Origin of the sequence: Polynucleobacter hallstattensis, from assembly GCF_018881835.1 — a bacterium.
Lineage (GTDB): Bacteria > Pseudomonadota > Gammaproteobacteria > Burkholderiales > Burkholderiaceae > Polynucleobacter > Polynucleobacter hallstattensis.
Map to the genome: position 1 here is coordinate 1113019 of NZ_JACVPO010000001.1, position 22294 is coordinate 1135312.

At 47.1% G+C, this 22294-nt stretch carries 20 protein-coding genes; 7 read left to right on the forward strand and 13 right to left on the reverse strand.

The annotated features are described in order from the left end of the window. Positions 1 to 83 precede the first annotated feature (83 nt). Both ICN26_RS05895 and groL read left to right on the forward strand, forming a co-directional pair. On the forward strand, positions 84 to 374 hold the full coding sequence (locus ICN26_RS05895) for a co-chaperone GroES (protein WP_015421939.1): 291 nt from the start codon (positions 84 to 86) through the stop codon (positions 372 to 374). 26 nt (positions 375 to 400) lie between these two features. Then, the gene (gene groL / locus ICN26_RS05900) at positions 401 to 2053 is read left to right on the forward strand and encodes a chaperonin GroEL (protein ID WP_046330784.1); all 1653 of its coding nucleotides are present in this window, start codon (positions 401 to 403) and stop codon (positions 2051 to 2053) included. Between the two features lie 89 nt (positions 2054 to 2142). Here the strand turns inward: groL and ICN26_RS05905 are convergent, their stop codons facing one another. The 4 genes from ICN26_RS05905 to ICN26_RS05920 all read right to left on the reverse strand — a co-directional run bounded on the left by ICN26_RS05905 (position 2143) and on the right by ICN26_RS05920 (position 6111). Further along, a complete protein-coding gene (locus ICN26_RS05905) occupies positions 2143 to 3108 on the reverse strand; it encodes a Bug family tripartite tricarboxylate transporter substrate binding protein (RefSeq protein WP_216267518.1) in 966 nt (321 codons plus the stop codon). Between the two features lie 107 nt (positions 3109 to 3215). Next, the gene (locus tag ICN26_RS05910; protein ID WP_216267519.1) at positions 3216 to 4583 is read right to left on the reverse strand and encodes an NAD(P)(+) transhydrogenase (Re/Si-specific) subunit beta; all 1368 of its coding nucleotides are present in this window, start codon (positions 4581 to 4583) and stop codon (positions 3216 to 3218) included. A 34-nt stretch (positions 4584 to 4617) separates the two neighbouring features. After that, positions 4618 to 4956: a proton-translocating transhydrogenase family protein gene (locus ICN26_RS05915; RefSeq protein ID WP_216267520.1), complete on the reverse strand. Its 339-nt coding sequence runs from the start codon at positions 4954 to 4956 to the stop codon at positions 4618 to 4620. A 24-nt stretch (positions 4957 to 4980) separates the two neighbouring features. Beyond that, the gene (locus ICN26_RS05920; protein ID WP_216267521.1) at positions 4981 to 6111 is read right to left on the reverse strand and encodes a Re/Si-specific NAD(P)(+) transhydrogenase subunit alpha; all 1131 of its coding nucleotides are present in this window, start codon (positions 6109 to 6111) and stop codon (positions 4981 to 4983) included. 174 nt (positions 6112 to 6285) lie between these two features. On the opposite strand from ICN26_RS05920, the gene mnmA reads away from it, so the two are divergent. Then, positions 6286 to 7401 (forward strand): tRNA 2-thiouridine(34) synthase MnmA, encoded by a 1116-nt coding sequence (gene mnmA, locus ICN26_RS05925; protein WP_216267674.1) that lies wholly within the window; start codon positions 6286 to 6288, stop codon positions 7399 to 7401. Between the two features lie 26 nt (positions 7402 to 7427). Here mnmA and ICN26_RS05930 read toward each other — a convergent pair whose 3' ends face one another. Continuing rightward, positions 7428 to 8042 (reverse strand): glutathione S-transferase N-terminal domain-containing protein, encoded by a 615-nt coding sequence (locus tag ICN26_RS05930; protein WP_216267522.1) that lies wholly within the window; start codon positions 8040 to 8042, stop codon positions 7428 to 7430. Between the two features lie 93 nt (positions 8043 to 8135). On the opposite strand from ICN26_RS05930, the gene purB reads away from it, so the two are divergent. Beyond that, a complete protein-coding gene (gene purB, locus ICN26_RS05935) occupies positions 8136 to 9515 on the forward strand; it encodes an adenylosuccinate lyase (RefSeq protein ID WP_216267523.1) in 1380 nt (459 codons plus the stop codon). After that, positions 9512 to 10900, forward strand: coding sequence for a 3-deoxy-D-manno-octulosonic acid transferase (locus ICN26_RS05940; RefSeq protein ID WP_369411792.1), 1389 nt, complete (start codon positions 9512 to 9514; stop codon positions 10898 to 10900). Before purB ends, ICN26_RS05940 begins: the two co-directional genes overlap by 4 nt. Here ICN26_RS05940 and secF read toward each other — a convergent pair. From secF to queA, 5 genes are all read right to left on the reverse strand, one after another. Next, positions 10897 to 11871: a protein translocase subunit SecF gene (secF, locus tag ICN26_RS05945; RefSeq protein WP_216267524.1), complete on the reverse strand. Its 975-nt coding sequence runs from the start codon at positions 11869 to 11871 to the stop codon at positions 10897 to 10899. The two genes, ICN26_RS05940 and secF, sit on opposite strands and share 4 nt — an antisense overlap. 3 nt (positions 11872 to 11874) lie before the next feature. Then, positions 11875 to 13734, reverse strand: a complete 1860-nt coding sequence (gene secD / locus ICN26_RS05950; protein WP_216267525.1) for a protein translocase subunit SecD — start codon at positions 13732 to 13734, stop codon at positions 11875 to 11877. 25 nt (positions 13735 to 13759) lie between these two features. Continuing rightward, positions 13760 to 14086: a preprotein translocase subunit YajC gene (gene yajC / locus ICN26_RS05955; protein ID WP_215354857.1), complete on the reverse strand. Its 327-nt coding sequence runs from the start codon at positions 14084 to 14086 to the stop codon at positions 13760 to 13762. A gap of 134 nt (positions 14087 to 14220) precedes the next feature. Beyond that, entirely contained in the window at positions 14221 to 15378 is a 1158-nt protein-coding gene (gene tgt / locus ICN26_RS05960) for a tRNA guanosine(34) transglycosylase Tgt (RefSeq protein WP_216267526.1), read from the reverse strand. 8 nt (positions 15379 to 15386) lie between these two features. Further along, a complete protein-coding gene (queA, locus tag ICN26_RS05965; protein WP_216267527.1) occupies positions 15387 to 16421 on the reverse strand; it encodes a tRNA preQ1(34) S-adenosylmethionine ribosyltransferase-isomerase QueA in 1035 nt (344 codons plus the stop codon). 30 nt (positions 16422 to 16451) lie between these two features. Here queA and recG point away from each other — a divergent pair, with 30 nt between their 5' ends. After that, a complete protein-coding gene (gene recG, locus ICN26_RS05970) occupies positions 16452 to 18539 on the forward strand; it encodes an ATP-dependent DNA helicase RecG (protein WP_216267528.1) in 2088 nt (695 codons plus the stop codon). Positions 18540 to 18587: 48 nt separating this feature from the next. Further along, positions 18588 to 19439: a 4-hydroxybenzoate octaprenyltransferase gene (gene ubiA / locus ICN26_RS05975; RefSeq protein ID WP_216267529.1), complete on the forward strand. Its 852-nt coding sequence runs from the start codon at positions 18588 to 18590 to the stop codon at positions 19437 to 19439. Here ubiA and proC read toward each other — a convergent pair. The 3 genes from proC to glcF are packed head-to-tail and all read right to left on the reverse strand — an operon-like array spanning position 19425 to position 22284. Then, complete coding sequence (proC, locus tag ICN26_RS05980; protein WP_216267530.1) at positions 19425 to 20285, reverse strand: pyrroline-5-carboxylate reductase; 861 nt, start codon at positions 20283 to 20285, stop codon at positions 19425 to 19427. The two genes, ubiA and proC, sit on opposite strands and share 15 nt — an antisense overlap. Further along, positions 20282 to 21007, reverse strand: coding sequence for a YggS family pyridoxal phosphate-dependent enzyme (locus tag ICN26_RS05985; protein WP_216267531.1), 726 nt, complete (start codon positions 21005 to 21007; stop codon positions 20282 to 20284). The genes proC and ICN26_RS05985 overlap by 4 nt, the downstream gene beginning before the upstream one ends. Further along, a complete protein-coding gene (gene glcF, locus ICN26_RS05990; RefSeq protein WP_216267532.1) occupies positions 21004 to 22284 on the reverse strand; it encodes a glycolate oxidase subunit GlcF in 1281 nt (426 codons plus the stop codon). The genes ICN26_RS05985 and glcF overlap by 4 nt, the downstream gene beginning before the upstream one ends. Positions 22285 to 22294 lie beyond the last annotated feature (10 nt).

A 22294-nucleotide genomic window follows, 5' to 3' on the forward strand; every position in this document is an offset into this window, starting at 1 on the left:
GTTGCTCTCGTGTTAAGAGAATGCAACATATTGATTTATATTGGTTTTTTAATTAGTTAACACTTACTAACATAGGAGAAGGAATGAATCTGCGTCCTTTACATGATCGCGTAATCATTAAACGTTTAGATCAAGAATCAAAAACTGCCTCTGGAATCATTATTCCGGATGCTGCTGCTGAAAAGCCGGATCAAGGTGAAGTATTGGCAGTTGGCCCAGGCAAGCGTGATGACAGCGGCAAGTTGAATGCACCAGACGTCAAAGTTGGCGATCGCGTGTTATTTGGCAAATATGCAGGTCAAACAGTTAAGGTCGGCAGCGATGAGCTTCTCGTTATGCGCGAAGAAGACATCATGGCTGTTGTACAGAAGTAATTAGTACCTAAGAAAGGAATTCAATCATGGCAGCAAAAGACGTCGTATTTGGAGATAACGCCCGTACCAAGATGGTAGAAGGCGTCAATATTCTCGCAAACGCAGTAAAAGTAACTTTAGGACCAAAGGGTCGTAATGTGGTTATCGAGCGTTCATTTGGCGGCCCAATCATCACTAAAGATGGCGTGTCCGTAGCAAAAGAAATCGAACTCAAAGACAAGCTCCAAAACATGGGTGCTCAGATGGTGAAGGAAGTTGCTTCTAAAACCAATGACATCGCAGGTGACGGTACCACTACCGCTACTGTATTGGCTCAGTCTATCGTTCGCGAAGGCATGAAATACGTAGTATCAGGCCATAATCCAATGGACTTGAAGCGTGGTATCGACAAAGCTGTTACAGCGGCACTCGAAGAGCTAAAGAAAATTAGCAAGCCTTGCACAACTACTAAAGAAATCGCTCAAGTTGGCTCTATCTCGGCTAATAGCGACCAAAGTATTGGTCAGCGTATTGCTGAAGCAATGGAAAAAGTAGGCAAAGAAGGCGTTATCACTGTTGAAGATGGTAAGTCATTGGAAGATGAGCTTGAAGTAGTTGAGGGTATGCAGTTTGACCGCGGTTATCTCTCCCCATACTTCATTAACCAACCTGAAAAGCAAGTTGCCGTATTGGAAACTCCATACGTTCTCTTGTTTGATAAGAAAGTTAGCAACATCCGTGATTTGCTCCCAGTGCTCGAGCAAGTGGCAAAGTCAGGTCGTCCATTGTTGATCATTGCAGAAGATGTTGAAGGCGAAGCCTTGGCAACTTTGGTTGTGAACAATATTCGCGGCATCATCAAGACTTGCGCTGTTAAGGCTCCAGGCTTCGGCGATCGCCGTAAGGCCATGTTGGAAGACATTGCAATCTTGACTGGCGGTACTGTGATCGCTGAAGAAATCGGCCTCACACTCGAGAAAACAACTCTTGAGCACTTAGGTCAAGCTAAGCGTATCGAAATCGGCAAAGAAAACACCATCATTATTGACGGTGCTGGCGATGCTAAAGCAATCGAAGCGCGCGTGAAGAATATCCGTGTTCAGATCGAAGAAGCAACTAGCGACTACGACAAAGAAAAATTACAAGAGCGCGTTGCCAAGTTGGCGGGCGGTGTTGCAGTGATTCGTGTTGGTGCTGCTACCGAAGTTGAAATGAAAGAGAAGAAAGACCGCGTTGATGATGCATTGCACGCAACTCGTGCAGCGGTTGAAGAGGGTATTGTTCCTGGCGGTGGTGTAGCTTTGTTACGCGCAATGCAGGGCATCAAAGGCTTGAAGGGTGATAACCCTGACCAAGACGCTGGTATCAGCATCGTATTGCGTGCAATGGAAGAGCCAATTCGTATCATCGTTTCTAATGCAGGCGATGAAGCCAGCGTAGTTGTGAACGCAGTGTTGGCCAGTAAGGGCAATAATGGCTACAACGCAGCAACTGGTGAATATGGCGACCTCGTCGCTCAAGGTGTGATCGATCCAACCAAGGTAACAAAAACTGCACTAGTTAATGCAGCATCTGTTGCAGCCTTATTGTTGACTACCGATTGCGCAATTTGCGAAGCACCAAAGGATGATTCAGCTGGTGGTGGTATGCCTGATATGGGCGGTATGGGCGGTATGGGTGGAATGGGCGGCATGATGTAATGCTGCACACTTCCTCAGCTATCAAGCTGTAGAAACTAAAACGCCTGGTTCAAAAGACCAGGCGTTTTTTTAATGAATCTTCTTCATTATTAATCTGGCTGAATACCACCATCTTTAATCACTTTTTTCATCCTCACTAAACCTTGGGCAATCATTTCTTTTAAATGATCTGGTCCCAGGGGCACAAATTCAAAGCCTTGCTGTATTAACTGATCCCGCAACTTCTGATCTTTTAATGCCAAAGCCAATGAGTCATTAAGCTTGGTAACGACTGCTGGTGATGAACCCTTGGGGGCAACAATCGCACCCCAGGTAGAGAACTCATAGCCTTTAACACTTTCGCTAACGGTAGGTGCATTTGGTAATAGTGCCGAGCGCGTTTTGCTAGTGATGCCAAGCACCTTTAGTTTCCCCGATCGGATATGGGGAAGCACAACCGATAAAGCACTAATCATTACAGGCACCTGGCCTGCCATGACATCGGTAACCGCCGCCGCTGCTCCACGGTAAGGGATGTGAACCAATGGCGCACCCGTGTACTGACGAAAGATCTCCATACCAATATGCTGAGGCGAGCCATTGCCACCCGAAGCGTAATCAATTTTTCCTGGATTTTCTTTAGCGATGCGAATGAAGTCTGCGGCTGTGTTTGCTGGAAAGGATGGGTTGGCCACCATCACGAAAGTGATTGCAGCTACCTCAGAAACTGGCACAAAACTTTGAATAGGATCGTAGTCAATTTTCTTATGCAGATTGGGTAGCATCGTCAAAATGCTGTCATTAAATGCGCCCAATACAAAGCCTTCTGAATTGGCTTGAGCTACCTTGGTAGCCCCTATTAAACCGGCGCCACCAGGAAGATTTTCAATCGTAATTGCCTGACCCAAGTTCTCACTCATTTTTTGCACAATAGGCCGCATCAAAATATCAACACCACTTCCCGCCTGCAAGGGCATGATCATCTGAATCGGTCTATTGGGGTAGGTATTTTGAGCTTGGGCAGATGCAACCCAAATTAAGCCCATTACTAAAAGTAAGCATTTTTTAATGTTCATTTTTTGTCTCGTATTAATATAATTTTTAGCGCTCTAGAGGTGCCTGTGTGTATCTTAACGCAATAAAAAACCGCCCGAGGGCGGTCTGTTATAGACAAGTTTTCTATTTAACTTACTGACTTCACCATGTCCTCCACAACCTTCTTCGCATCACCGAAGACCATCATGGTTTTGTCCATGTAAAAGAGTTCGTTATCTAGGCCAGCATAACCTGCAGCCATGGAGCGCTTGTTAACAATAATTGTTTTAGCTTTAAATGCCTCCAAAATCGGCATACCAAAGATTGGGCTGCCTGGCGTACGAGCAGCAGGGTTTACTACGTCGTTTGCACCAAGTACTAGGACTACATCAGCTTGACCAAAGTCGCTGTTGATATCTTCCATCTCAAATACTTGATCGTATGGAACTTCAGCCTCAGCCAAGAGTACATTCATATGACCAGGCATGCGACCCGCTACTGGATGAATTGCGTACTTCACGGTTACACCATGATGAGTCAGTTTTTCTGTTAATTCTTTGAGTGCGTGCTGAGCGCGGGCAACTGCCAAGCCGTAGCCAGGAACAATCACAACTGTATCGGCATTTTCCATCAGGAAGGCAGCATCTTCTGGTGAACCAGTTTTGTAGTTCTTCGGACCACCATCATCAGCACCACCGGCAGAAGCTTCAGCACCGAAGCCGCCAAGCAAGACTGCCAGAATTGAGCGGTTCATTGCCTTACACATAATGTAAGACAGAATTGCGCCAGATGAACCTACGCAAGCACCCGCAATAATCAATACTGGGTTGTTCAGTGTGAAACCAATACCAGCAGCTGCCCAACCAGAGTAACTGTTGAGCATCGATACAACCACAGGCATATCTGCGCCACCGATTGGAATGATCAAAGTCACGCCCAATACCAAGGCAATCGCGCACATCACTAAGAATGCTTCGTGGCTACCTGTCATGAAGTACATGACGCCACCAGCAATCATGACAATTGCGAGAATGAGGTTGAGCAAGTGTTGACCTGCAAAGGTCACTGATTTACCACTAACTTTACCGGACAATTTTCCAAAAGCGATGATAGAAGCAGTGAAGGTGATCGCGCCAATAAATGCGCCGATAAAGAGCTCGATCTTTTGAGCGCCAGTATGGTCTTGGGCTGGGTTAAACACTGCTGCAATCGCAATCAATACAGCTGATAAGCCAACAAAAGAGTGCATCAATGCTACAAGCTCAGGCATCTTGGTCATTTGCACACGTTTAGCAGCAAGTATTCCAATGATTGCACCCGCAACAATGGCACCAATAATCAATGAGAAGACAGGTTTAAAGTCAGGAATCATGAAGGTGGTGATCACAGCCAACAGCATGCCGATCATGCCGAAGGTATTGCCTTGACGTGATGTGGTTGGTGAAGACAATCCACGCAAGGCGAGGATGAAAAGCACCGATGAAATGAGGTAGGAAATCGCGGTTATGTTTGACATGATTGTGGTCTCTGTATAGGTCTTGTTCTAGTTTTTATTTAGTTCCAGTCGCATCAGCTTTAGGGGCTTTTTTCTTGAACATTTCAAGCATGCGACGGGTGACCATAAAGCCACCAAAAATATTAATTGATGCTAAAAAGACGGCTACAGCGCCAATGATGCTGGTGAGAGTGATCTCATCACCACCAATGACTTCAGTTTGAAGTAGGGCACCAACAATAATGATCCCAGAGATGGCATTAGTAACTGCCATTAGTGGAGTATGTAATGCAGGGGTGACGTTCCAAACTACTTGATAGCCAACAAAAATGGCCAAAACAAACACGGTGATGTTTTGGACTGTGAGGATGCTTTGATACGCAGCGAGATCCATGATGTTTCCTTTGAATATTCTGTATTAGTTTTTACGGATAGCCTGGCCATCACGACACATGAGGCAGGCAGTAACGATGTCGTCATCGGTTGGGATAGCTAATTTTGCTTCTGGATCAACGATCAGCTTCATGAAATCGAGCAAGTTGCGTGCGTACAAAGCAGAAGCATCTGCAGCCACCATGCTGGCGAGATTACTGTAACCAATAATCTTCACACCACTTTTCTCAACAATCTTATCTTCTTGGGTCAAAGGACAGTTGCCTGATCCATTGTCACCACGACCAGCTGCTAAGTCGATCACGATCGAACCGGGTTTCATATTGGCAACGGTATCGCTATGCAATAAGACTGGCGGCTTGCGACCTGGAATTAAGGCGGTAGTAATAACGATGTCAGCTTGTTGGGCACGTTCCGCAACTAATGCTGCTTGACGTTTCATCCAAGCTTCTGGCATTGGGCGCGCATAGCCACCAACGCCTTTAGCAATTTCGCGCTCCTCATCTGTTTCGTAAGGAACGTCAACAAACTTAGCGCCGAGAGATTCAATTTGCTCTTTAGCGGCAGGGCGCACGTCAGATGCTTCGATCACAGCACCTAAACGCTTTGCAGTTGCAATCGCTTGGAGGCCAGCAACACCAGCGCCCAAGATCAGCACACGTGCTGCTTTAACAGTTCCGGCTGCAGTCATGAGCATAGGCATAAAGCGCTGATACTCATTAGCGGCAACCATCACCGCTTTATAACCTGCGATGTTGGCTTGCGAAGACAAGACGTCCATGCTTTGTGCACGAGTAGTGCGTGGAGCAGCCTCTAATGAGAATGCAGTCACGCCTTGGGCAGCCATCGCGGCGATATTGTCATTATCAAATGGATCTAACATGCCAATGAGCACGCTACCAGATTGAATTTGCTTGAGTTCTGCAGCTTCAGGCGCGCGCACCTTTAGGACGATCTCCGCACTAAAGGCATCTGCTGCGCTACCAATCGTCGCACCAACAGCTTCATAGGCGGAATCAGGTTGGCTGGCTGTAACTCCCGCATCTTTTTGAATAACAACTGTATGGCCTTGGCCAATCAGTTTCTTAACGGTTTCCGGTGTGGCGGCGACTCGAGTTTCCCCGAGTCTGATTTCCAGCGGTACTCCTATGCGCATGGCATTTCTCCAAAAGCAAATTTTTCAAAAAATCTATTTTAGTTAGTTAGGTGAGAAGCTACCTATCTATTTACCCTTAATGCCATTTATTTGGTTTTGCCACAAATCTCGTAAATTTGGAGCAAGACTTCTACAATGGGTTTTTTAGCTGATAACGAATTCTCGCATTTTTTGATGATCCCCCTCAATTCTGTCGCAATACCTGCTTCAAAACCCTCTAAAGTCGTTGTTGGGATGTCTGGAGGGGTAGATTCGTCTGTTGCAGCCTGGATGCTCAAGCAGCAAGGCTATGAAGTGATTGGACTTTTCATGAAAAACTGGGAAGACGATGATAGCGATGAATACTGCTCCGCACGTCAGGATTGGCTAGATGTGGTGTCTGTAGCTGACCTCATTGGGATTGATGTCGAAGCCGTCAACTTTGCAGCTGAGTACCGTGAGCGTGTTTTTGCTGAGTTTTTGCGTGAATACGCTGCCGGCAGGACACCCAACCCAGATGTTTTGTGCAATGCAGAAATTAAGTTCAAAGCTTTTTTAGACCATGCCATCAGTTTGGGCGCGGATGCCATTGCCACAGGCCACTATGCGCGGGTTCGACATGAAGATGGTCGTGTACAGCTATTAAAGGCCTTGGATGCTAGCAAAGACCAAAGCTACTTCTTGCACCGCTTAACCCAAAGTCAATTAGCGAATGTACTTTTTCCTTTGGGGGAGATTCCAAAGACGGAAGTGCGCAAGATTGCTGAGCAAATCGGCTTGCATAATGCCGCTAAAAAAGACTCCACAGGGATTTGTTTTATTGGTGAGCGCCCTTTCCGCGAATTCTTAAACCGTTATCTACCGCGTACTCCAGGACCCATTAAAACCCCTGAAGGTAAAACGGTGGGTGAGCATATGGGCCTTGCCTTTTTCACGTTAGGGCAGCGCAAGGGTATTGGTTTGGGTGGCAGCCAGGACGGCAATGGTGATGCATGGTACGTCGCCCGTAAGGAAGTAGCCAATAACACCCTATACGTCGCCCAGGGCCATGATCATCCATGGCTACTAGCCAATCAGCTTTCTACAATTGATGCTAGTTGGGTTGCTGGAGTTGCTCCTACTCCGGGGCAGTACTCTGCAAAAACCCGCTATCGCCAAACAGACTCACTATGCACGCTTGCTACTGGAGCCGCGGGACCTTTGAGTTTTGAATTGGCCTTTCCAGAGGCTCAATGGGCCGTTACTCCAGGCCAGTCTGCCGTTTTGTACGACGGAGATATTTGCTTAGGCGGCGGAATTATTGCCACCTAAGTCTTTCCGGCTGCTAGCGCCTTGATTTAAGCGGCTGGAGGCGCTGTTTCTGCGAAGGAAGGCCTTTGCATCAACTTTTGATACAAGGCGTCTAAATTGGGATATTGAGCTTGCCAAGCAATATTGGGAAAGCGGAACAGCAGGTAACCCAATGCGCAGCCAACAGCAATATCGGCCAAAGTCATCTGGTTACCGTGACACCAGGCGTTTTCACCTAATTCACGGGACATTTGGGCAAGAGAGGTATTTATTTTGCCCATTTGACGCTCAATCCAGGCGGGGCTCTGCTGCTCGGGTGGGCGCAAGGTCGCTTCTAAGCGAGCCAAAATTCCTGCATCTTCTACCCCGTCAGCCAAGGTTTCCCAAGTTTTGACAGTAGCGCGTTCACGACTACCTGTCGGGATAAGTTTGCCCACCGGGCTCAATGTATCAGCGTACTCAGCAATCACGCGCGAATCGTAAATCACTTCGCCATCATCTAAAAGAAGACAAGGCACTTTGCCCAAGGGGTTGTTCAGGGCTATTTTGGTGTCTGCGGCCCAGACATTCTCGAGTTCTAGGTCTAAATCCACCTTTTTTTCCAAGAAAACAATGCGTACTTTGCGTACGTAGGGGCTAGTGAGGGATCCGATGAGTTTCATATGCTTAGTATAGCGATGCCAATCAAACTGAATTGCTTCTAAGAGCGATTAAAATCAGGTTTTATTGAAATAATCAATGTAAAGGCAATATTTGTGAGTCAGCCGATTTCTACTCTTAATGCACTATCCCCTTTAGATGGTCGCTATGCCGGCAAGCTGGATGCCTTGAGGCCCTGGTTATCCGAAGCTGCATTTATGCGGCAGCGCGTGTTTGTAGAGATTCATTGGTTGTTGGCTTTAGCCTCTGCGGGCCTGCCAGATGTACCAAAAATTAGTTCAGCAGATGAAGCCTTTCTATTGTCTTTACCAGAAAACTTCTCTGATGCCGATGCGCAACGCATTAAGGATATCGAGGCGGTCACCAATCACGATGTCAAAGCGGTGGAGTATTTCTTAAAAGAGAAAGTAGCCGGTCGCCCAGATCTCTTAAAAGCCAGTGAATTTATTCACTTCGCATGTACCTCTGAAGATATTAATAACACTTCGCATGGCTTGATGTTACGTGGAGCGCGTGATGAGGTGCTACTGCCACAACTTAGAAAAGTACTTTCCGTATTAACGGATTTGGCAATTGAGAATGCAAAAGTGCCTATGTTGTCACGCACTCATGGCCAACCTGCTTCTCCAAGTACCTTAGGCAAAGAGTTAGCCAATATCGCTAAACGTTTAGAGCGTGCGATTGCGACGATTGCGGCAGTGCCTTTGTTAGGAAAAATGAATGGTGCAGTGGGTAACTACAACGCGCATTTATCTGCCTATCCTAATTTTGATTGGGAAAACTTTTCTAAGAATGTCGTTGAGAAACGCTTAGGCCTTACCTTTAACCCTTATACGATTCAGATTGAACCGCATGATGGCATGGCTGAATTATTTGATGCAATTGCTCGCGCCAACACCATCTTGTTGGATATGGATCGTGATTTCTGGGCGTATATTTCTATTGGTTACTTTAAGCAACGCACTAAAGCGGGTGAGATTGGTTCTTCAACCATGCCGCATAAAGTCAACCCAATTGACTTTGAAAATTCTGAGGGTAACTTGGGTGTAGCCAATGCCTTGTTGCGTCATCTGGCAGAGAAGTTACCAATTTCTCGCTGGCAGCGCGACCTCACTGATTCAACCGTCTTGCGTAACCTCGGCCCTGCCTTTGGACACAGTGTTTTAGCTTATGACAGCGCCTTACGTGGTTTAGGTAAGCTAGAGGTGAACCATGCGGCAATTGCCGCTGATTTAGATGCGTGCTGGGAAGTATTGGCAGAGCCAGTGCAAACTGTGATGCGTCGTTACGGCATTGAGAATCCGTATGAGCAACTCAAAGAACTCACTCGTGGCAAAGGCATCAACCAGGCTGATTTACAAACCTTTATTCGTGGCCTAAAGATTCCTGATGATGCAAAAACGGTGTTACTGGAGATGACCCCATCTTCTTATTTAGGCAAGGCGGTCGAATTGACCGAACGTCTGAAAAAGTGAGTTTGACTCCAAGCCTTGGGCCCGTACCGAAGGAACTGCAATACGGTGCTCGCCCTAAGATCTGGTTTGCTGTTTATCAACTGCTGTGGCATCTGCTTCTACCTTTTGCATTTATTCGCTTGGCTTGGCGCACACGCCATTCCTCTGAATATTTAAATCACTTCTCTGAGCGTTTGGGTTTTGCTTACGGCAAAACAACTATCCAGGGATCTGTATGGATTCATGCGGTATCTGTCGGTGAGACTAGGGCAGCTCAACCTTTGGTGGAAGCTTATCTAGCCCGTGGCGAGACGATTCTGTTGACGCACATGACACTCAATGGTCGCCGTACTGGCGCCGCTCTATTCGAGAAAGCAATTGCCGCAGGTCAGTTACGTCAAGTCTATTTACCCTATGACCTCTGCTGGTCTGTTGCTAATTTCATTCGCGCCTTTAAGCCAAAGCTCGGTTTGTTTATGGAAACCGAAGCTTGGCCAACGATAGTGTTTTATTGCGCAGATATTGGTCTGCCATTATTTTTAGTAAACGCACGGCTATCTGAACGAAGTGCTCGCCGCGTAAATCGATTTGGTAATGCGGGAAGATCTTTATTTCAAGCATTTTCAGGTATCTTGGCTCAAACACAATTAGATGCTGACCGCTATCGTAGTCTCGGCGTTAAGCAGGTAGAGGTTGTCGGTAACCTAAAGTTTGATGTGCCACTTGATCCCAGCTTAGTTCAGCAAGGTAAAGCTTGGAAGCAAGAACTCCATGGCGAACAACGCTTGATGGTCTGCGCTGCTAGCACTCGCGATGGTGAAGAGGCAATCATCCTGAAGGCTTGGAAAGATCTCTTACTTGACAACACTTTTGAGATTGCGCCATTGCTCTGCTTAGTCCCACGTCATCCTGAGCGCTTCCCTGAAGTGGCTAATCAAATTGAGGATGCTGGCCTGAAATTTCGACGCCGTACAGAATGGATTGAGACACCAAAGGGCGATGCTGGTATAGATGTAATTCTGGGTGACTCAATGGGTGAGATGCCAATGTATTACAGCGCTGCTGACTTAGTAGTCATGGGCGGCAGTCTACTTCCATTTGGTGGTCAAAATCTAATTGAGGCTTGTGCTGCCGGTTGCCCGGTAGTACTCGGTGAGCATACCTATAACTTCCAACAAGCTGCTTTAGATGCAATTGAGATGGGTGCTGCAAAGCGTATTCAGGGAGACTTCAGCTTGAGTGATTCTGTAGCTCTCATGGAGGGTTTAAAAGAGTTGCTATTGAATACCGCTGAACTGGCAAAGATGTCGAGCGCCGCGAAGTCCTATGCGCTCGAGCATCAAGGTGCGACCCAAAAGATTATGGCCGCCCTGGAGAATTCAAACGAACTCAGATTGAGAGATTAAACCTGAGCCCCAAAGTTGGGATCATCGTTGCGTGTAACATCATCTGGCTTTTTATCGCCCTTCACTAAATCTTCGCGGGTTACGCCAAGCCACATGGCCAGAGCTGCTGCCACGAATACTGAAGAGTAAATACCGAACAAAATACCAATAGTGAGCGCTAAGGCAAAGTAAAAGAGGGTAGGGCCACCAAAAATCAACATTGCTAAAACCATCATCTCGGTACTGCCGTGAGTAATCACGGTACGGCTGATTGTGCTGGTAATGGCATTGTCAATAATCTCGGAAGTACTCATCTTGCGATACTTACGAAAGTTTTCGCGAATACGGTCAAAGATCACCACCGACTCATTGACTGAGTAGCCTAATACAGCCAATACCGCAGCCAGAACAGAGAGTGAGAACTCCCACTGGAAGAAGGCAAAGAAGCCAAGAATAATCACGATGTCATGTAAGTTTGCGATGATGCCTGCGACTGCAAATTTCCACTCAAAGCGGAAGGAGAGGTACACCACAATACCAATGATCACAAATAGCAGTGCCATCAATCCATCGATTGCTAGCTCGCGTCCAACCTGTGGGCCAACGAACTCAACACGCTGCAGTTTCACTCCGGAAGTACTTGGTTCAAGCACCTGCATGACCGCTGCACTTTGATCTGCAGAGGAAATCATTTTTCCTTCAGAATCTCTTTGAAGTGGCAGACGAATCATTACATCACGCGAGCTACCAAAATTCTGAATCTGGGTATCGGAGTAACCCAGTTTTTCTACCTTGGATCTGATTGAATCTAGAGGGGCTGTTTGTGGATAAGACACTTCCATGACTGTGCCGCCAGTGAACTCAATTGATAAGTGAAGACCGTTTTGCCAAAGGAAAAAAACAGCTGCGAAGAAGGTGATGAGAGAGAGTGCATTTAGCGCCAGTGCATGGCGCATAAAGGGAATGTCTTTTTTAATTCGGAAAAATTCCATGACTTATTTCTCCTGAGAGCGCCAAACTTGGCCGATAGCGAGTTTCTGAACTTTTTTACCTCTGCCGTACCAAAGGTTAACCAGGCCACGTGAGAAAAAGACTGCTGAAAACATAGACGTCAAAATACCAAGGCAATGCACTACTGCGAAGCCTTTAATCGGGCCAGAGCCAAATGCCAGCAGTGCAAGACCGGCAATTAAGGTGGTGACGTTTGAATCCAAAATTGTTGCCCAGGCTTTATCAAAACCAACGGCAATAGCTGTTTGCGGAGCGGCGCCGTTACGAAGCTCCTCACGAATACGCTCATTAATCAAGACGTTGGAGTCAATCGCCATCCCTAGCGCCAATGCCATCGCAGCGATACCTGGCAGTGTTAATGTGGCTTGTAGCATCGACAATACAGAAATTAAGAGTAGCAAGTTCACTGCCAATGCAATTACTGAGAAAGTACCAAATAAGAGGTAGTAAGCAATCATGAAAATAGAGATTGCTCCAAAGCCAATGATCAGAGATTTGAAACCCTTCTCAATATTCTCTGCACCCAGACTTGGTCCAATCGTGCGCTCTTCAATGATTTCCATTGGCGCTGCTAATGAGCCTGCGCGTAACAAGAGTGCTAAGTCATTTGCGCTCTCGGTGGTTGGTTGGCCAGTAATTTGAAACTTAGAGCCAAACTCACCTTGAATCGTGGCAATCGTGAGAACCTCACCTTTACCTTTTTCAAACAAGATCATGCCCATCGGTTTGCCGATGTTTTCACGGGTCACTTCTTGCATGACGCGACCACCAGCAGCATCTAAAGAGATATTGACTGCAGGGCGTTGGTTTTGATCAAAGCCAGCGCTGGCATCAGTAATACGATCACCACTAAAGATGACCGATTTTTTGAATACGCCCTGACGGTTCTCGCCAAAACGGAATACATCCATACCTGGAGGTGGAGTCTCACCAATGGCAATAGTTGAAACGATTGGATCCGCTAACCTAGACTCCAGTGTTGCGGTGCGACCAATGATGTCCTTAGCGCGCGCAGTATCTTGCACACCAGGAAGCTGCACAACAATTCGCTCTGCACCTTGCTGTTGAATCACTGGTTCTTTAACGGCTAACTCATTAACGCGCTTATTGAGTGTGACGATATTTTGTTTTACTGCGTTGTCTTGAATTTCTTTTAAGGCAGTCGGTTTAAATTCGCCAACCAGTTTTGGAGACAGGCCGGTAGGCTTAACTTGCCAGGTCAGATCAGGCTGGCTAGTCATCAAGACAGAGCGAGCTTTTTCGGCATCTTCAGTGCTACCGAAAGTTAAAGTGATGGAGTCTTGGCCACGCTCAATACCTTGCTGGCGAATCGATTTATCACGCAGCTGACTACGAATATCTGTTGCCAAAGAAGTAACCCTCTTTTGAACTGCGCCTTTCATGTCCACTTGTAGCAAGAAGTACACGCCGCCACGTAAGTCAAGGCCAAGGGGCATCGGTAAGGCATTGAGTGCGCTTAACCAGCTTGGTGTATTGGAGAGCAGGTTTAATGCGACTGTGAAATTAGGTTCGTTTTGATCGATGTTCAATTTCTGTTGCAGCAAGTCGCGTGCACGAAGTTGGATGTCAGTATTGTTAAAACGAATTTTGATTGAGCCTACATTGCCTATAGATTCGAAGAAGATGCCGGTATTGCTAATGTTGTCATCAGTCAGAATCTTTTCGACTCGAGACTGTGTCGCCAAATCAACCTTGATGGTTGGCTTGGCGGACGAGACTTGAACCGCTGGAGCCTCTCCGAAGAAATTGGGCAATGAATATAGTCCTCCAATCAATAAAGCAAAGAGGATGACTATGTATTTCCAGAGAGGGTAGCGATTCATATTGAGATACTTTTAAACAAGCGTATTAAGCAGACTTCAGTGAGCCTTTTGGCAATACTGTTGTGATGGCACCTTTTTGCATTTGCACTTCAGTACCAGTAGCAATTTCAACAGTCACTACTTGGTCTTTTAATGCAGTTACTTTGCCGATGATGCCGCCAACAGTGACTACCTCGTCGCCAACAGAAAGAGACTCCAGCATTGCTTTAGTTTCTTTTTGACGCTTCATTTGTGGGCGAATCATGATGAAGTACAAGACTGCAAACATCAACAGCAAGGGAAGAAAGCTCATCAAGCCACCAGAATCTGCACCCGCGGCTGGAGCCTGGGCAAAAGCGTTACTAATCCACATACAAAACCTCCATTAATTACCAGTTGAAAACTGCTTAAGGAACTGCTTCAGTTTTAGGCTGTTAAAGCGAAGCCGTAAACCCGCAATTCTAAACTGTATGGGGCTTTGAGGGCTTATTTACGCTCCCAAGGCTATTAATCCTGTCCGGGCTCTACGCCGCGCTGGCGATTACGATGAAATTCCTCGCGATAAGTGCTAAAACGGTCTTTCGCCAGAGATTCTCGGACCTCTTCCATCAGCTGTAGGTAATACGAGAGGTTGTGTATGGTGTTGAGCTGCGACCCTAGGATCTCATTCGCTTTTTGGAGGTGGTTTAAGTAGGATCTGGTGAAGTTTTTACAGGTATAGCAAGCGCAGCTAGGGTCGACAGGGCGATCATCATCCTTGTACCCTGAGTTACGCAGTTTGAGATCGCCAAAGCGGGTAAAGAGCCAGCCATTACGGGCATTACGAGTCGGCATGACGCAGTCAAACATATCAATGCCCAGACTAACGCCTAGCATTAAGTCTTCAGGTGTTCCAACCCCCATAAGGTAATGTGGCATATGCTCTGGCAACTTAGGGGCTGTGAAATTGAGAATGCGTTCAAACTCAGGCTTTGGCTCCCCAACGGAGAGGCCGCCAATCGCAATCCCATCGAAACCCTGCTGACTTACGGCATCCAGGGAGAATTCACGGAGATTTTCAAACATGCCGCCTTGGACGATGCCAAAAAGGCCGTTACCAGTCTCGAGCTCGCGAAAGCGTTTCAAGGAGCGATCACCCCAACGAAGTGACATCTCCAATGAGGCACGTGCAGTTTTTTCTGAGGTTGCCTGCCCCTTGATTTCATAAGGGGTGCATTCATCAAACTGCATCGCAATATCACTATTGAGCACCGCTTGAATTTCCATGGACACTTCTGGCGACATAAATAATTTATCGCCATTGATCGGAGAGGCAAAGGTCACGCCTTCCTCAGAAATTTTTCTCAGCGCTCCTAAGCTAAAGACCTGAAAACCCCCAGAATCAGTCAGAATCGGCTTATCCCAGCCCATGAAGCGGTGTAAGCCACCATGCTTCTTCACAACATCTAAACCAGGCCGCAGCCACAAATGAAAGGTATTGCCTAAGATAATTTGGGCTTTAGCCTCATGCAGATCCCGTGGGGTCATCGCCTTTACGGTGCCATAAGTGCCCACCGGCATAAAGATTGGTGTTTGAACGCTGCCGTGAGGAAGGTCAAGCTGACCAAGGCGTGCAGGGCTAGCAGAGTCACGCGCAAGGATATTAAAGTGAACAGGTTTTGTCATGGGCTGGTTTAGTTAAGACGGCTTAAGAACATCGCATCGCCGTAGCTAAAAAAGCGATATTGATTCTGAATAGCATGTTGATAGGCATTGCGGATATTGGCTACACCAGCAAAGGCGCTCACCAACATCAGTAGAGTCGATTTTGGCAGATGAAAGTTAGTCAGTAAGCAATCTACAGTTTTGAATGTATAACCAGGTGTAACAAATAAATTCGTTTCTCCACTAAGCTGCTGGGTTTTAGCCTGACTCTCTAGGGCACGCAGGCTCGTCGTCCCCACTGCAATGACTCTACCGCCCGACTGCTGGGTGGCCGTAATTGCTGCAAGCGTTTCTACAGGAATTGAAAACCACTCGTAATGCATCTTGTGTTTACTGAGATCTTCTTCGCGAACCGGTGTAAAGGTGCCTGCGCCTACATGCAGAGTGACCGTGGCCTGTTTAACGCCGAGCTCACTCAGTTGCTTAAGAATAGCTTCATCAAAGTGCAAGCCTGCCGTAGGAGCTGCTACCGCACCAGGATTCTTGGCGATAACAGTTTGATAGCGATTAGCATCCTCTTGATCTGGTTGATGCTCGATGTAGGGGGGTAGAGGTAATTCACCGAAACGCTCCAGCAAATCAAATACATTCTCGGGGAAGAGCACTTCATAGAATCGGCCGTCATAGCCAATCATTTCGACGGGGAATGTTTCGCCCGCCTGATTGTGTACATGAACAATGCTGCCGGTCTTAGGAACCTTGGACGCCCTGATTTGTACCCAAGCTTGTTTATCTCCGCTGATGCGTTCAATCAGGAGCTCGACATTGCCGCCCGTCTCCTTTTTGCCATGTAGGCGAGCAGGAATCACTTTGGTGTCATTAAAGACCAGTAAATCCCCGGGTTTCATTAGTTTTAGGATGTCTGGGAACTGCCTATCAATCAATTGGGCGGCATTACCCTCCTCTATATTGAGCTCCAAGAGGCGGCTATCCGTTCTATTTGCCAGCGGGTGCTGGGCAATCAGTTCGGGCGGAAGGTCGTAATTGAAGTCGGAAAGTTGCATAGCATTACCATCAGGTATTGGATTTTAACGATGACGACTAAGCGACCGCCAACTGTACTCGAAAAGATGGGTTTAAACAGCCCTATGGCACTTGCTTTGCACCTGCCGTCCCGTTACGAAGATGAGACTGAGCTCTTCACCATCGAGGAGGCCTTAGGCCTTGGAAGATTCCATTCGATTCAGACTCAGGGTATCGTGATTCGCAATCAGGTGACGTTTCGCCCCAGAAGACAGCTACTAGTCACGATTGAGGACAATACTGCTTCGCTGCAACTTCGCTTCCTGAATTTCTATCCTAGTCAGCAAAAACAAATGGCAGTCGGCAGTCATATCCGGGTGCGGGGCGAAATCCGAGAGGGCTATCAAGGTGCGGAGATAGTTCACCCTACTGTTCGTGCAGTTATTCCAGAAGCACCATTGCCAGCGAGCTTGACTCCTGTCTATCCAGCAAGCGCTGGTATCTCGCAAACCATGATTCGTAAGGCGGTACTTAAGGCTCTGCAGGATGCTAGCCTCAAAGAAAGTTTGGCAGAGTTTTTACCATCCACACTCATGGGAGAAATTCTGCCAAAAAATGATTGGCCACCGCTGCAAGATGCAATTACCTATTTGCACCAGCCACCTGCTGATGCCAATACCCAATCACTTTTAGAACGAACTCATCCCGCTTGGCGGCGTGTTCAGTTTGAAGAATTATTGGCCCAGCAGATTTCCTTAAAGCGGGCGCATGCTATCCGGAGAGAAAGACGTGCCCCTAGTTTCGTGAAGGGTCAGCAAGTAAGTAAGGCAAACAAAAAAAATGTCAGTATCGAAGAAGGCTTAATCAAAATATTGCCCTTTGAGTTAACGAGTGCCCAAGCTCGTGTCTGGTCGGAGATTGGATGTGATCTATCCAATACCTTTCCAATGAATCGCTTATTACAAGGTGATGTGGGTAGTGGCAAAACAGTGATTGCAGCATTGGCTGCTGCGCGTGCCATGGATCATGGCTATCAAGCCGCCATCATGGCGCCGACAGAGATTCTGGCAGAGCAACACTATCTCAAAATGCAGGAGTGGTTTGGGTCTTTAGGGGTGAAGATTGCATGGCTCTCTGGCAGCTTGAAGGCTAAGGAAAAACGACTCGCACAAGAAATGATTGAGAGCGGCGAGGCGCAACTCATTATTGGTACGCATGCACTCATTCAGGATAAGGTGAGTTTTACGAAGTTAGGTTTAGCGGTTATTGATGAGCAACATCGATTTGGCGTAAGACAGCGTTTAGAGATTCAGCAACGCGTTGGCTCGGAGCTATTCTATTGCCACCAGTTGATGATGTCAGCTACTCCGATTCCACGGACTCTGGCAATGACCTATTATGCCGACTTGGATGTTTCTGTCATTGATGAATTACCTCCCGGTCGAAAACCTATTGCCACTAAGGTGGTGAAAGCAACACGCAGAGATGAGGTGATTGGCGGTTTACATGATTGGCTGGTAAAGGGTCTGCAAGCCTATTGGGTTTGTCCTCTGATTGAAGAATCTGAAGTCTTGCAATTGCAAACCGCAGTTGAAAGTTTTGAGCAGCTCACACAGGCACTTCCGAACTTTAAGGTTGGTCTAGTCCATGGGCGCTTAAAGAGTGAGGAGAAGGCTGCAGTGATGGCAGCTTTCAAAGCCAATGAAATCCAGCTCTTAGTGGCTACAACGGTAATTGAAGTTGGTGTGGATGTGCCCAATGCAGCACTCATGGTGATTGAGCATGCAGAACGATTCGGCTATGCGCAGATTCATCAGTTACGAGGGCGTGTTGGGCGCGGTTCGGCAGATTCAGTCTGTATCTTGATGTATGCGGAGCCATTATCCATGGCTGCTAAAGAGCGTCTGCAAACTTTACGAGAAACGTCAGACGGATTCGTAATAGCAGAGCGCGACTTATCTCTTCGTGGCCCAGGTGAATTATTGGGAGCCAAGCAGTCTGGGGATGCGATGTTGCGATTTGTCGACCTTCAACGTGATGCATGGCTGATTGAGTTAGCTCAAAAAGCAGCAGAGCGTCTGTTAGCTGAGCATGCCGACTTAGTTGAAAGACATCTTGAGCGTTGGCTTGGCTCTCGCACTGAGTTTCTAAAAGCTTGATAATTGCATCATGACTATGATTGCTATTAAAGAAAGACTAATTATCTGATGCGCGATCGTATTGTTGCTTACGCTTACCTGATCCGTCTGGATAAACCAATCGGAACGCTACTTCTATTGTGGCCAACTTTGTGGGCACTTTGGTTGGCAAGTGGCGGTTTTCCTGAATGGCATCTACTCATTATTTTTATCTTGGGAACATTTTTAATGCGCAGTGCCGGGTGCGCTATGAATGACTATGCGGATCAAGATTTTGATCGTCATGTATTGAGAACTAAAGATCGCCCCATTACGAGCGGAAAAATTTCTGGGAAAGAAGCGTTAGCTGTGGCAGCTACTTTGGCATTGATAGCTTACTTACTAATTCAACCCCTGAATGCTTTAACTCAAGAGCTCTCTTTCTTTGCCTTGGCAGTTGCGATTATTTATCCTTTCACCAAACGCTTTTTTGCTATTCCGCAAGCAGTCCTTGGCATTGCCTTTGGCTTTGGAATTCCGATGGCCTATGCCGCTGTATTGGGTTTCATTCCAATGGAAGCTTGGATTTTGTTTGTTGGAAATATTTTCTGGGCGATTGCTTATGATACGGCCTATGCCATGGTGGATCGTGATGATGATTTACGTTTGGGTTTGCGCACCTCGGCCATTACCTTTGGTCGATTTGATGTTTTAGCAATTGCATTGAGTTATGCCCTGCTATTTCTGAGTCAGATTTGGGTCGCTCAATTAGCAAATCTGAATAATTACTTTTGGGTGGGTTGGTGCTTTGCTGTCGCTTGCGCTGTATATCATCTGAAGTTGGTTGCTAGTCGCAAGCGAGAAGATTGTTTCAAGGCATTTCGCCACAACAACTGGTTGGGCGGATTCCTATTTCTGGGAATCCTATTAGGTCTTACCTAATTCATCACCCATGGCTTTACCACGCTGACTAGCTGCTTCAATTGCTTTTTCAAGTGCACCATGCCAATCGAGTTGCTTGAGCATATCTAGTGCAGCAGCAGTAGTGCCACCCTTGGAGGTGACTCTTTCACGCAATACGCCGGCATGCTCATCTGAGTTATGGGCTAATTGTGTAGCGCCCTCTAAAGTGGCGTAAGCAAGTTTGCGAGCGGTAGCCGAGTCCAGTCCAAGCTTCTCCCCACTCGATTGCATGGCTTCTAAGAAAGCAAAAACATAGGCAGGGCCGCTGCCAGAAACAGCAGTAACAGCGTCCATGAGTTTTTCTTCATGCACCCAGACTGCTTGACCTACTGCATTGCAAATAGTTTCCGCTAGGGCACGGTCGGCAGTATTGACGGCAGCATCGGCGAACAGTCCAGTAATGCCTTTACCAATTAATGCTGGGGTATTAGGCATCGCACGCACACAACGCTCATGATCAAGCCAGCGACTCATGTCTTTGAGACGAATGCCGGCAGCAATGCTCAGAATGAGTGGGCCTGGCGCTGTCGCATGCTTGAGTTTTGCACTTAAAGACTTAGCTACTACATTAAAGTCCTGAGGCTTAATCGCCATCACTACGACATTGTTTTTAGAGAAGTCAAAAGCAATTTGATCCAAAGCACCAATGATCTGCACACCAAAATCTTGATGCAATTGCAAGCCAGTACTAGCATTGGCCTCGACTACAGAAAGTTGATTGGCCTCAAAACCATTACTTAGTAAGCCGCTAATTAAAGCGCGACCCATATTGCCGCCGCCAATGAAGGTGATGTGGGCGTTTTGGTTTATTTGTTGTGTGCTCATATGTTGATCTTATCGCGCTTCCCAAAAATGGCGCTACCTATACGTACTATGGTGCTACCTTCAGTGATTGCAGCCTCTAGATCATCAGACATTCCCATGGAGAGCGTATCAAAGAAATCGAACCCAACATCATTACTGTGTTTTGCCTTAATTCCGACAAAACACTCCCGAACAGCTGCAAAAGATTGACGTTGTTGGCTAACATCATCGCTAGGTGCAGGGATTGCCATGAGTCCACGAAGAGCTAAATTAGGTAATTTGGAAATCGCATCGCAAAGAGCATCAACCTCTTCGAGAGAAATACCGCTTTTACTGTCCTCTTCGCTAACATTAATTTGAACGCAAACTTGCAATGGGCCTAGGTTAGAAAATTCTCCACGTTGAGTGGAAAGGCGTTCTGCAATTTTGATGCGATCAATACTGTGTACCCAGTCAAAGTGTTCTGCAACATCGCGTGTCTTGTTGCTTTGTAATGGGCCAATAAAGTGCCACTCAAGCCAAGGGCGCAATTTAGATAGCTGCTGAATTTTTTCAACACCTTCTTGGACATAATTTTCACCAAAAGCAGTTTGCCCGGCATGCATGGCCTCCTCAACCGCTATAGCGGGAAAGGTTTTACTGACAGCGAGAAGCTGAATATCCTCTGGCTCACGTTTAGCTGCCAAAGCTGCCAGCTCAAGCCTCTGCCTCAGCATCATGAGCTTGGTGGTGACTTGACTCATGATTGGATTTGGGTTTGTTGATTAATAAGTTGATCAACAATCTCGATCCAATGGAGTACTGGAGTGTCCTCTTGTTGAAGGTGGGTGATGCAGCCAATATTTCCGGAAACAATCACTTGTGCGCCAAACTCTTCGCAGGCAGCATTGAGGTGAGTCAGTTTGTTATGGCGCAACTGTTCTGAGAGTTCTGGCTGGGTTACTGAGTAGGTTCCCGCAGAGCCGCAGCAGAGATGGCTATCGGCGCATAGGCGCACTCCAATGCCAATACCAGCTAACAGACCCTCTACCTTGCCGCGAATTTGTTGGCCATGTTGCAGTGTGCAGGGGGGGTGATACACCACACCAGGTTTTGGATCAGTGCCCACCAGAGCAACGAGCTCTTCCTGAAGCGCTGGCAAGATTTCTGAAATATCTTTAGTGAGATCGGAGATGGTCTTGGCTTTAGCGGCATATTGCGGGTCACTCGAAAATAGATGACCATAGTCTTTGACCATCACACCACAACCAGAAGCGGTCATCACAATAGCTTCAACGCCTTGCTCAACCTGCGGCCACCAGGCATCGATATTTTGTTTGGCATTTTCTAGGCCACCAGCTTGATCATTTAAGTGGTAACGCAATGCACCACAGCAAGTGGCCTTAGGTGCAGAAATTAACTGAATCTTGAGCGCATCTAAAACACGTGCTGTTGCTGAATTGATGTTTGGCAGCATGCCAGGCTGAACACAACCCTCGAGCAATAGCATCCTGCGTGAGTGGCTAGTCTGTGGCCTTGCATAGGGATCCGTATTTATATTGAGCGCTTTATTTTTAGCTTCCGGAATCTTGCGCTGTATACCAGCTGGCATGAGTGGTCGAACTAAGCGGCCAATGGCCATCGCAGAATTAAATAACTTAGGGCTGGTTAAACTCTCTTTCAGAGCCCAGCGGGTGAGGCGCTGACCAAGAGGACGCTCGGGAGTATTTTCTTCTGCCCACTTGCGACCAATATCGACTAAGTTGCCATATTGCACACCGCTTGGACAAGTGCTCTCGCAATTACGGCAAGTGAGACAGCGATCTAAATGCAGGCGTGTTTTTTCAGTGGGGGCTTGGCCTTCTGCCATTTGCTTGATGAGGTAGATGCGACCTCGAGGACCATCAAGCTCATCACCAAGCAGTTGATAAGTAGGGCATGTGGCCGTGCAGAAACCGCAGTGCACACACTTTCCAAGAATTCTGGCGGCTTCAATACCCTCAGGAGTATTGGCGAATTGGGGAGCGAGTTGAGTTTGCATAGGGTGCTAA

Bases quoted from the DNA above. Each gene is read 5' to 3' on its own strand.
- ICN26_RS05895 (WP_015421939.1), top strand. From the start codon at position 84: ATGAATCTGCGTCCTTTACATGATCGCGTAATCATTAAACGTTTAGAT.
- groL (WP_046330784.1), top strand. From the start codon at position 401: ATGGCAGCAAAAGACGTCGTATTTGGAGATAACGCCCGTACCAAGATG.
- ICN26_RS05905 (WP_216267518.1), bottom strand. From the start codon at position 3,108: ATGAACATTAAAAAATGCTTACTTTTAGTAATGGGCTTAATTTGGGTT.
- ICN26_RS05910 (WP_216267519.1), bottom strand. From the start codon at position 4,583: ATGTCAAACATAACCGCGATTTCCTACCTCATTTCATCGGTGCTTTTC.
- ICN26_RS05915 (WP_216267520.1), bottom strand. From the start codon at position 4,956: ATGGATCTCGCTGCGTATCAAAGCATCCTCACAGTCCAAAACATCACC.
- ICN26_RS05920 (WP_216267521.1), bottom strand. From the start codon at position 6,111: ATGCGCATAGGAGTACCGCTGGAAATCAGACTCGGGGAAACTCGAGTC.
- mnmA (WP_216267674.1), top strand. From the start codon at position 6,286: ATGATCCCCCTCAATTCTGTCGCAATACCTGCTTCAAAACCCTCTAAA.
- ICN26_RS05930 (WP_216267522.1), bottom strand. From the start codon at position 8,042: ATGAAACTCATCGGATCCCTCACTAGCCCCTACGTACGCAAAGTACGC.
- secF (WP_216267524.1), bottom strand. From the start codon at position 11,871: ATGGAATTTTTCCGAATTAAAAAAGACATTCCCTTTATGCGCCATGCA.
- secD (WP_216267525.1), bottom strand. From the start codon at position 13,734: ATGAATCGCTACCCTCTCTGGAAATACATAGTCATCCTCTTTGCTTTA.
- yajC (WP_215354857.1), bottom strand. From the start codon at position 14,086: ATGTGGATTAGTAACGCTTTTGCCCAGGCTCCAGCCGCGGGTGCAGAT.
- tgt (WP_216267526.1), bottom strand. From the start codon at position 15,378: ATGACAAAACCTGTTCACTTTAATATCCTTGCGCGTGACTCTGCTAGC.
- queA (WP_216267527.1), bottom strand. From the start codon at position 16,421: ATGCAACTTTCCGACTTCAATTACGACCTTCCGCCCGAACTGATTGCC.
- recG (WP_216267528.1), top strand. From the start codon at position 16,452: ATGACGACTAAGCGACCGCCAACTGTACTCGAAAAGATGGGTTTAAAC.
- ubiA (WP_216267529.1), top strand. From the start codon at position 18,588: ATGCGCGATCGTATTGTTGCTTACGCTTACCTGATCCGTCTGGATAAA.
- proC (WP_216267530.1), bottom strand. From the start codon at position 20,285: ATGAGCACACAACAAATAAACCAAAACGCCCACATCACCTTCATTGGC.
- ICN26_RS05985 (WP_216267531.1), bottom strand. From the start codon at position 21,007: ATGAGTCAAGTCACCACCAAGCTCATGATGCTGAGGCAGAGGCTTGAG.
- glcF (WP_216267532.1), bottom strand. From the start codon at position 22,284: ATGCAAACTCAACTCGCTCCCCAATTCGCCAATACTCCTGAGGGTATT.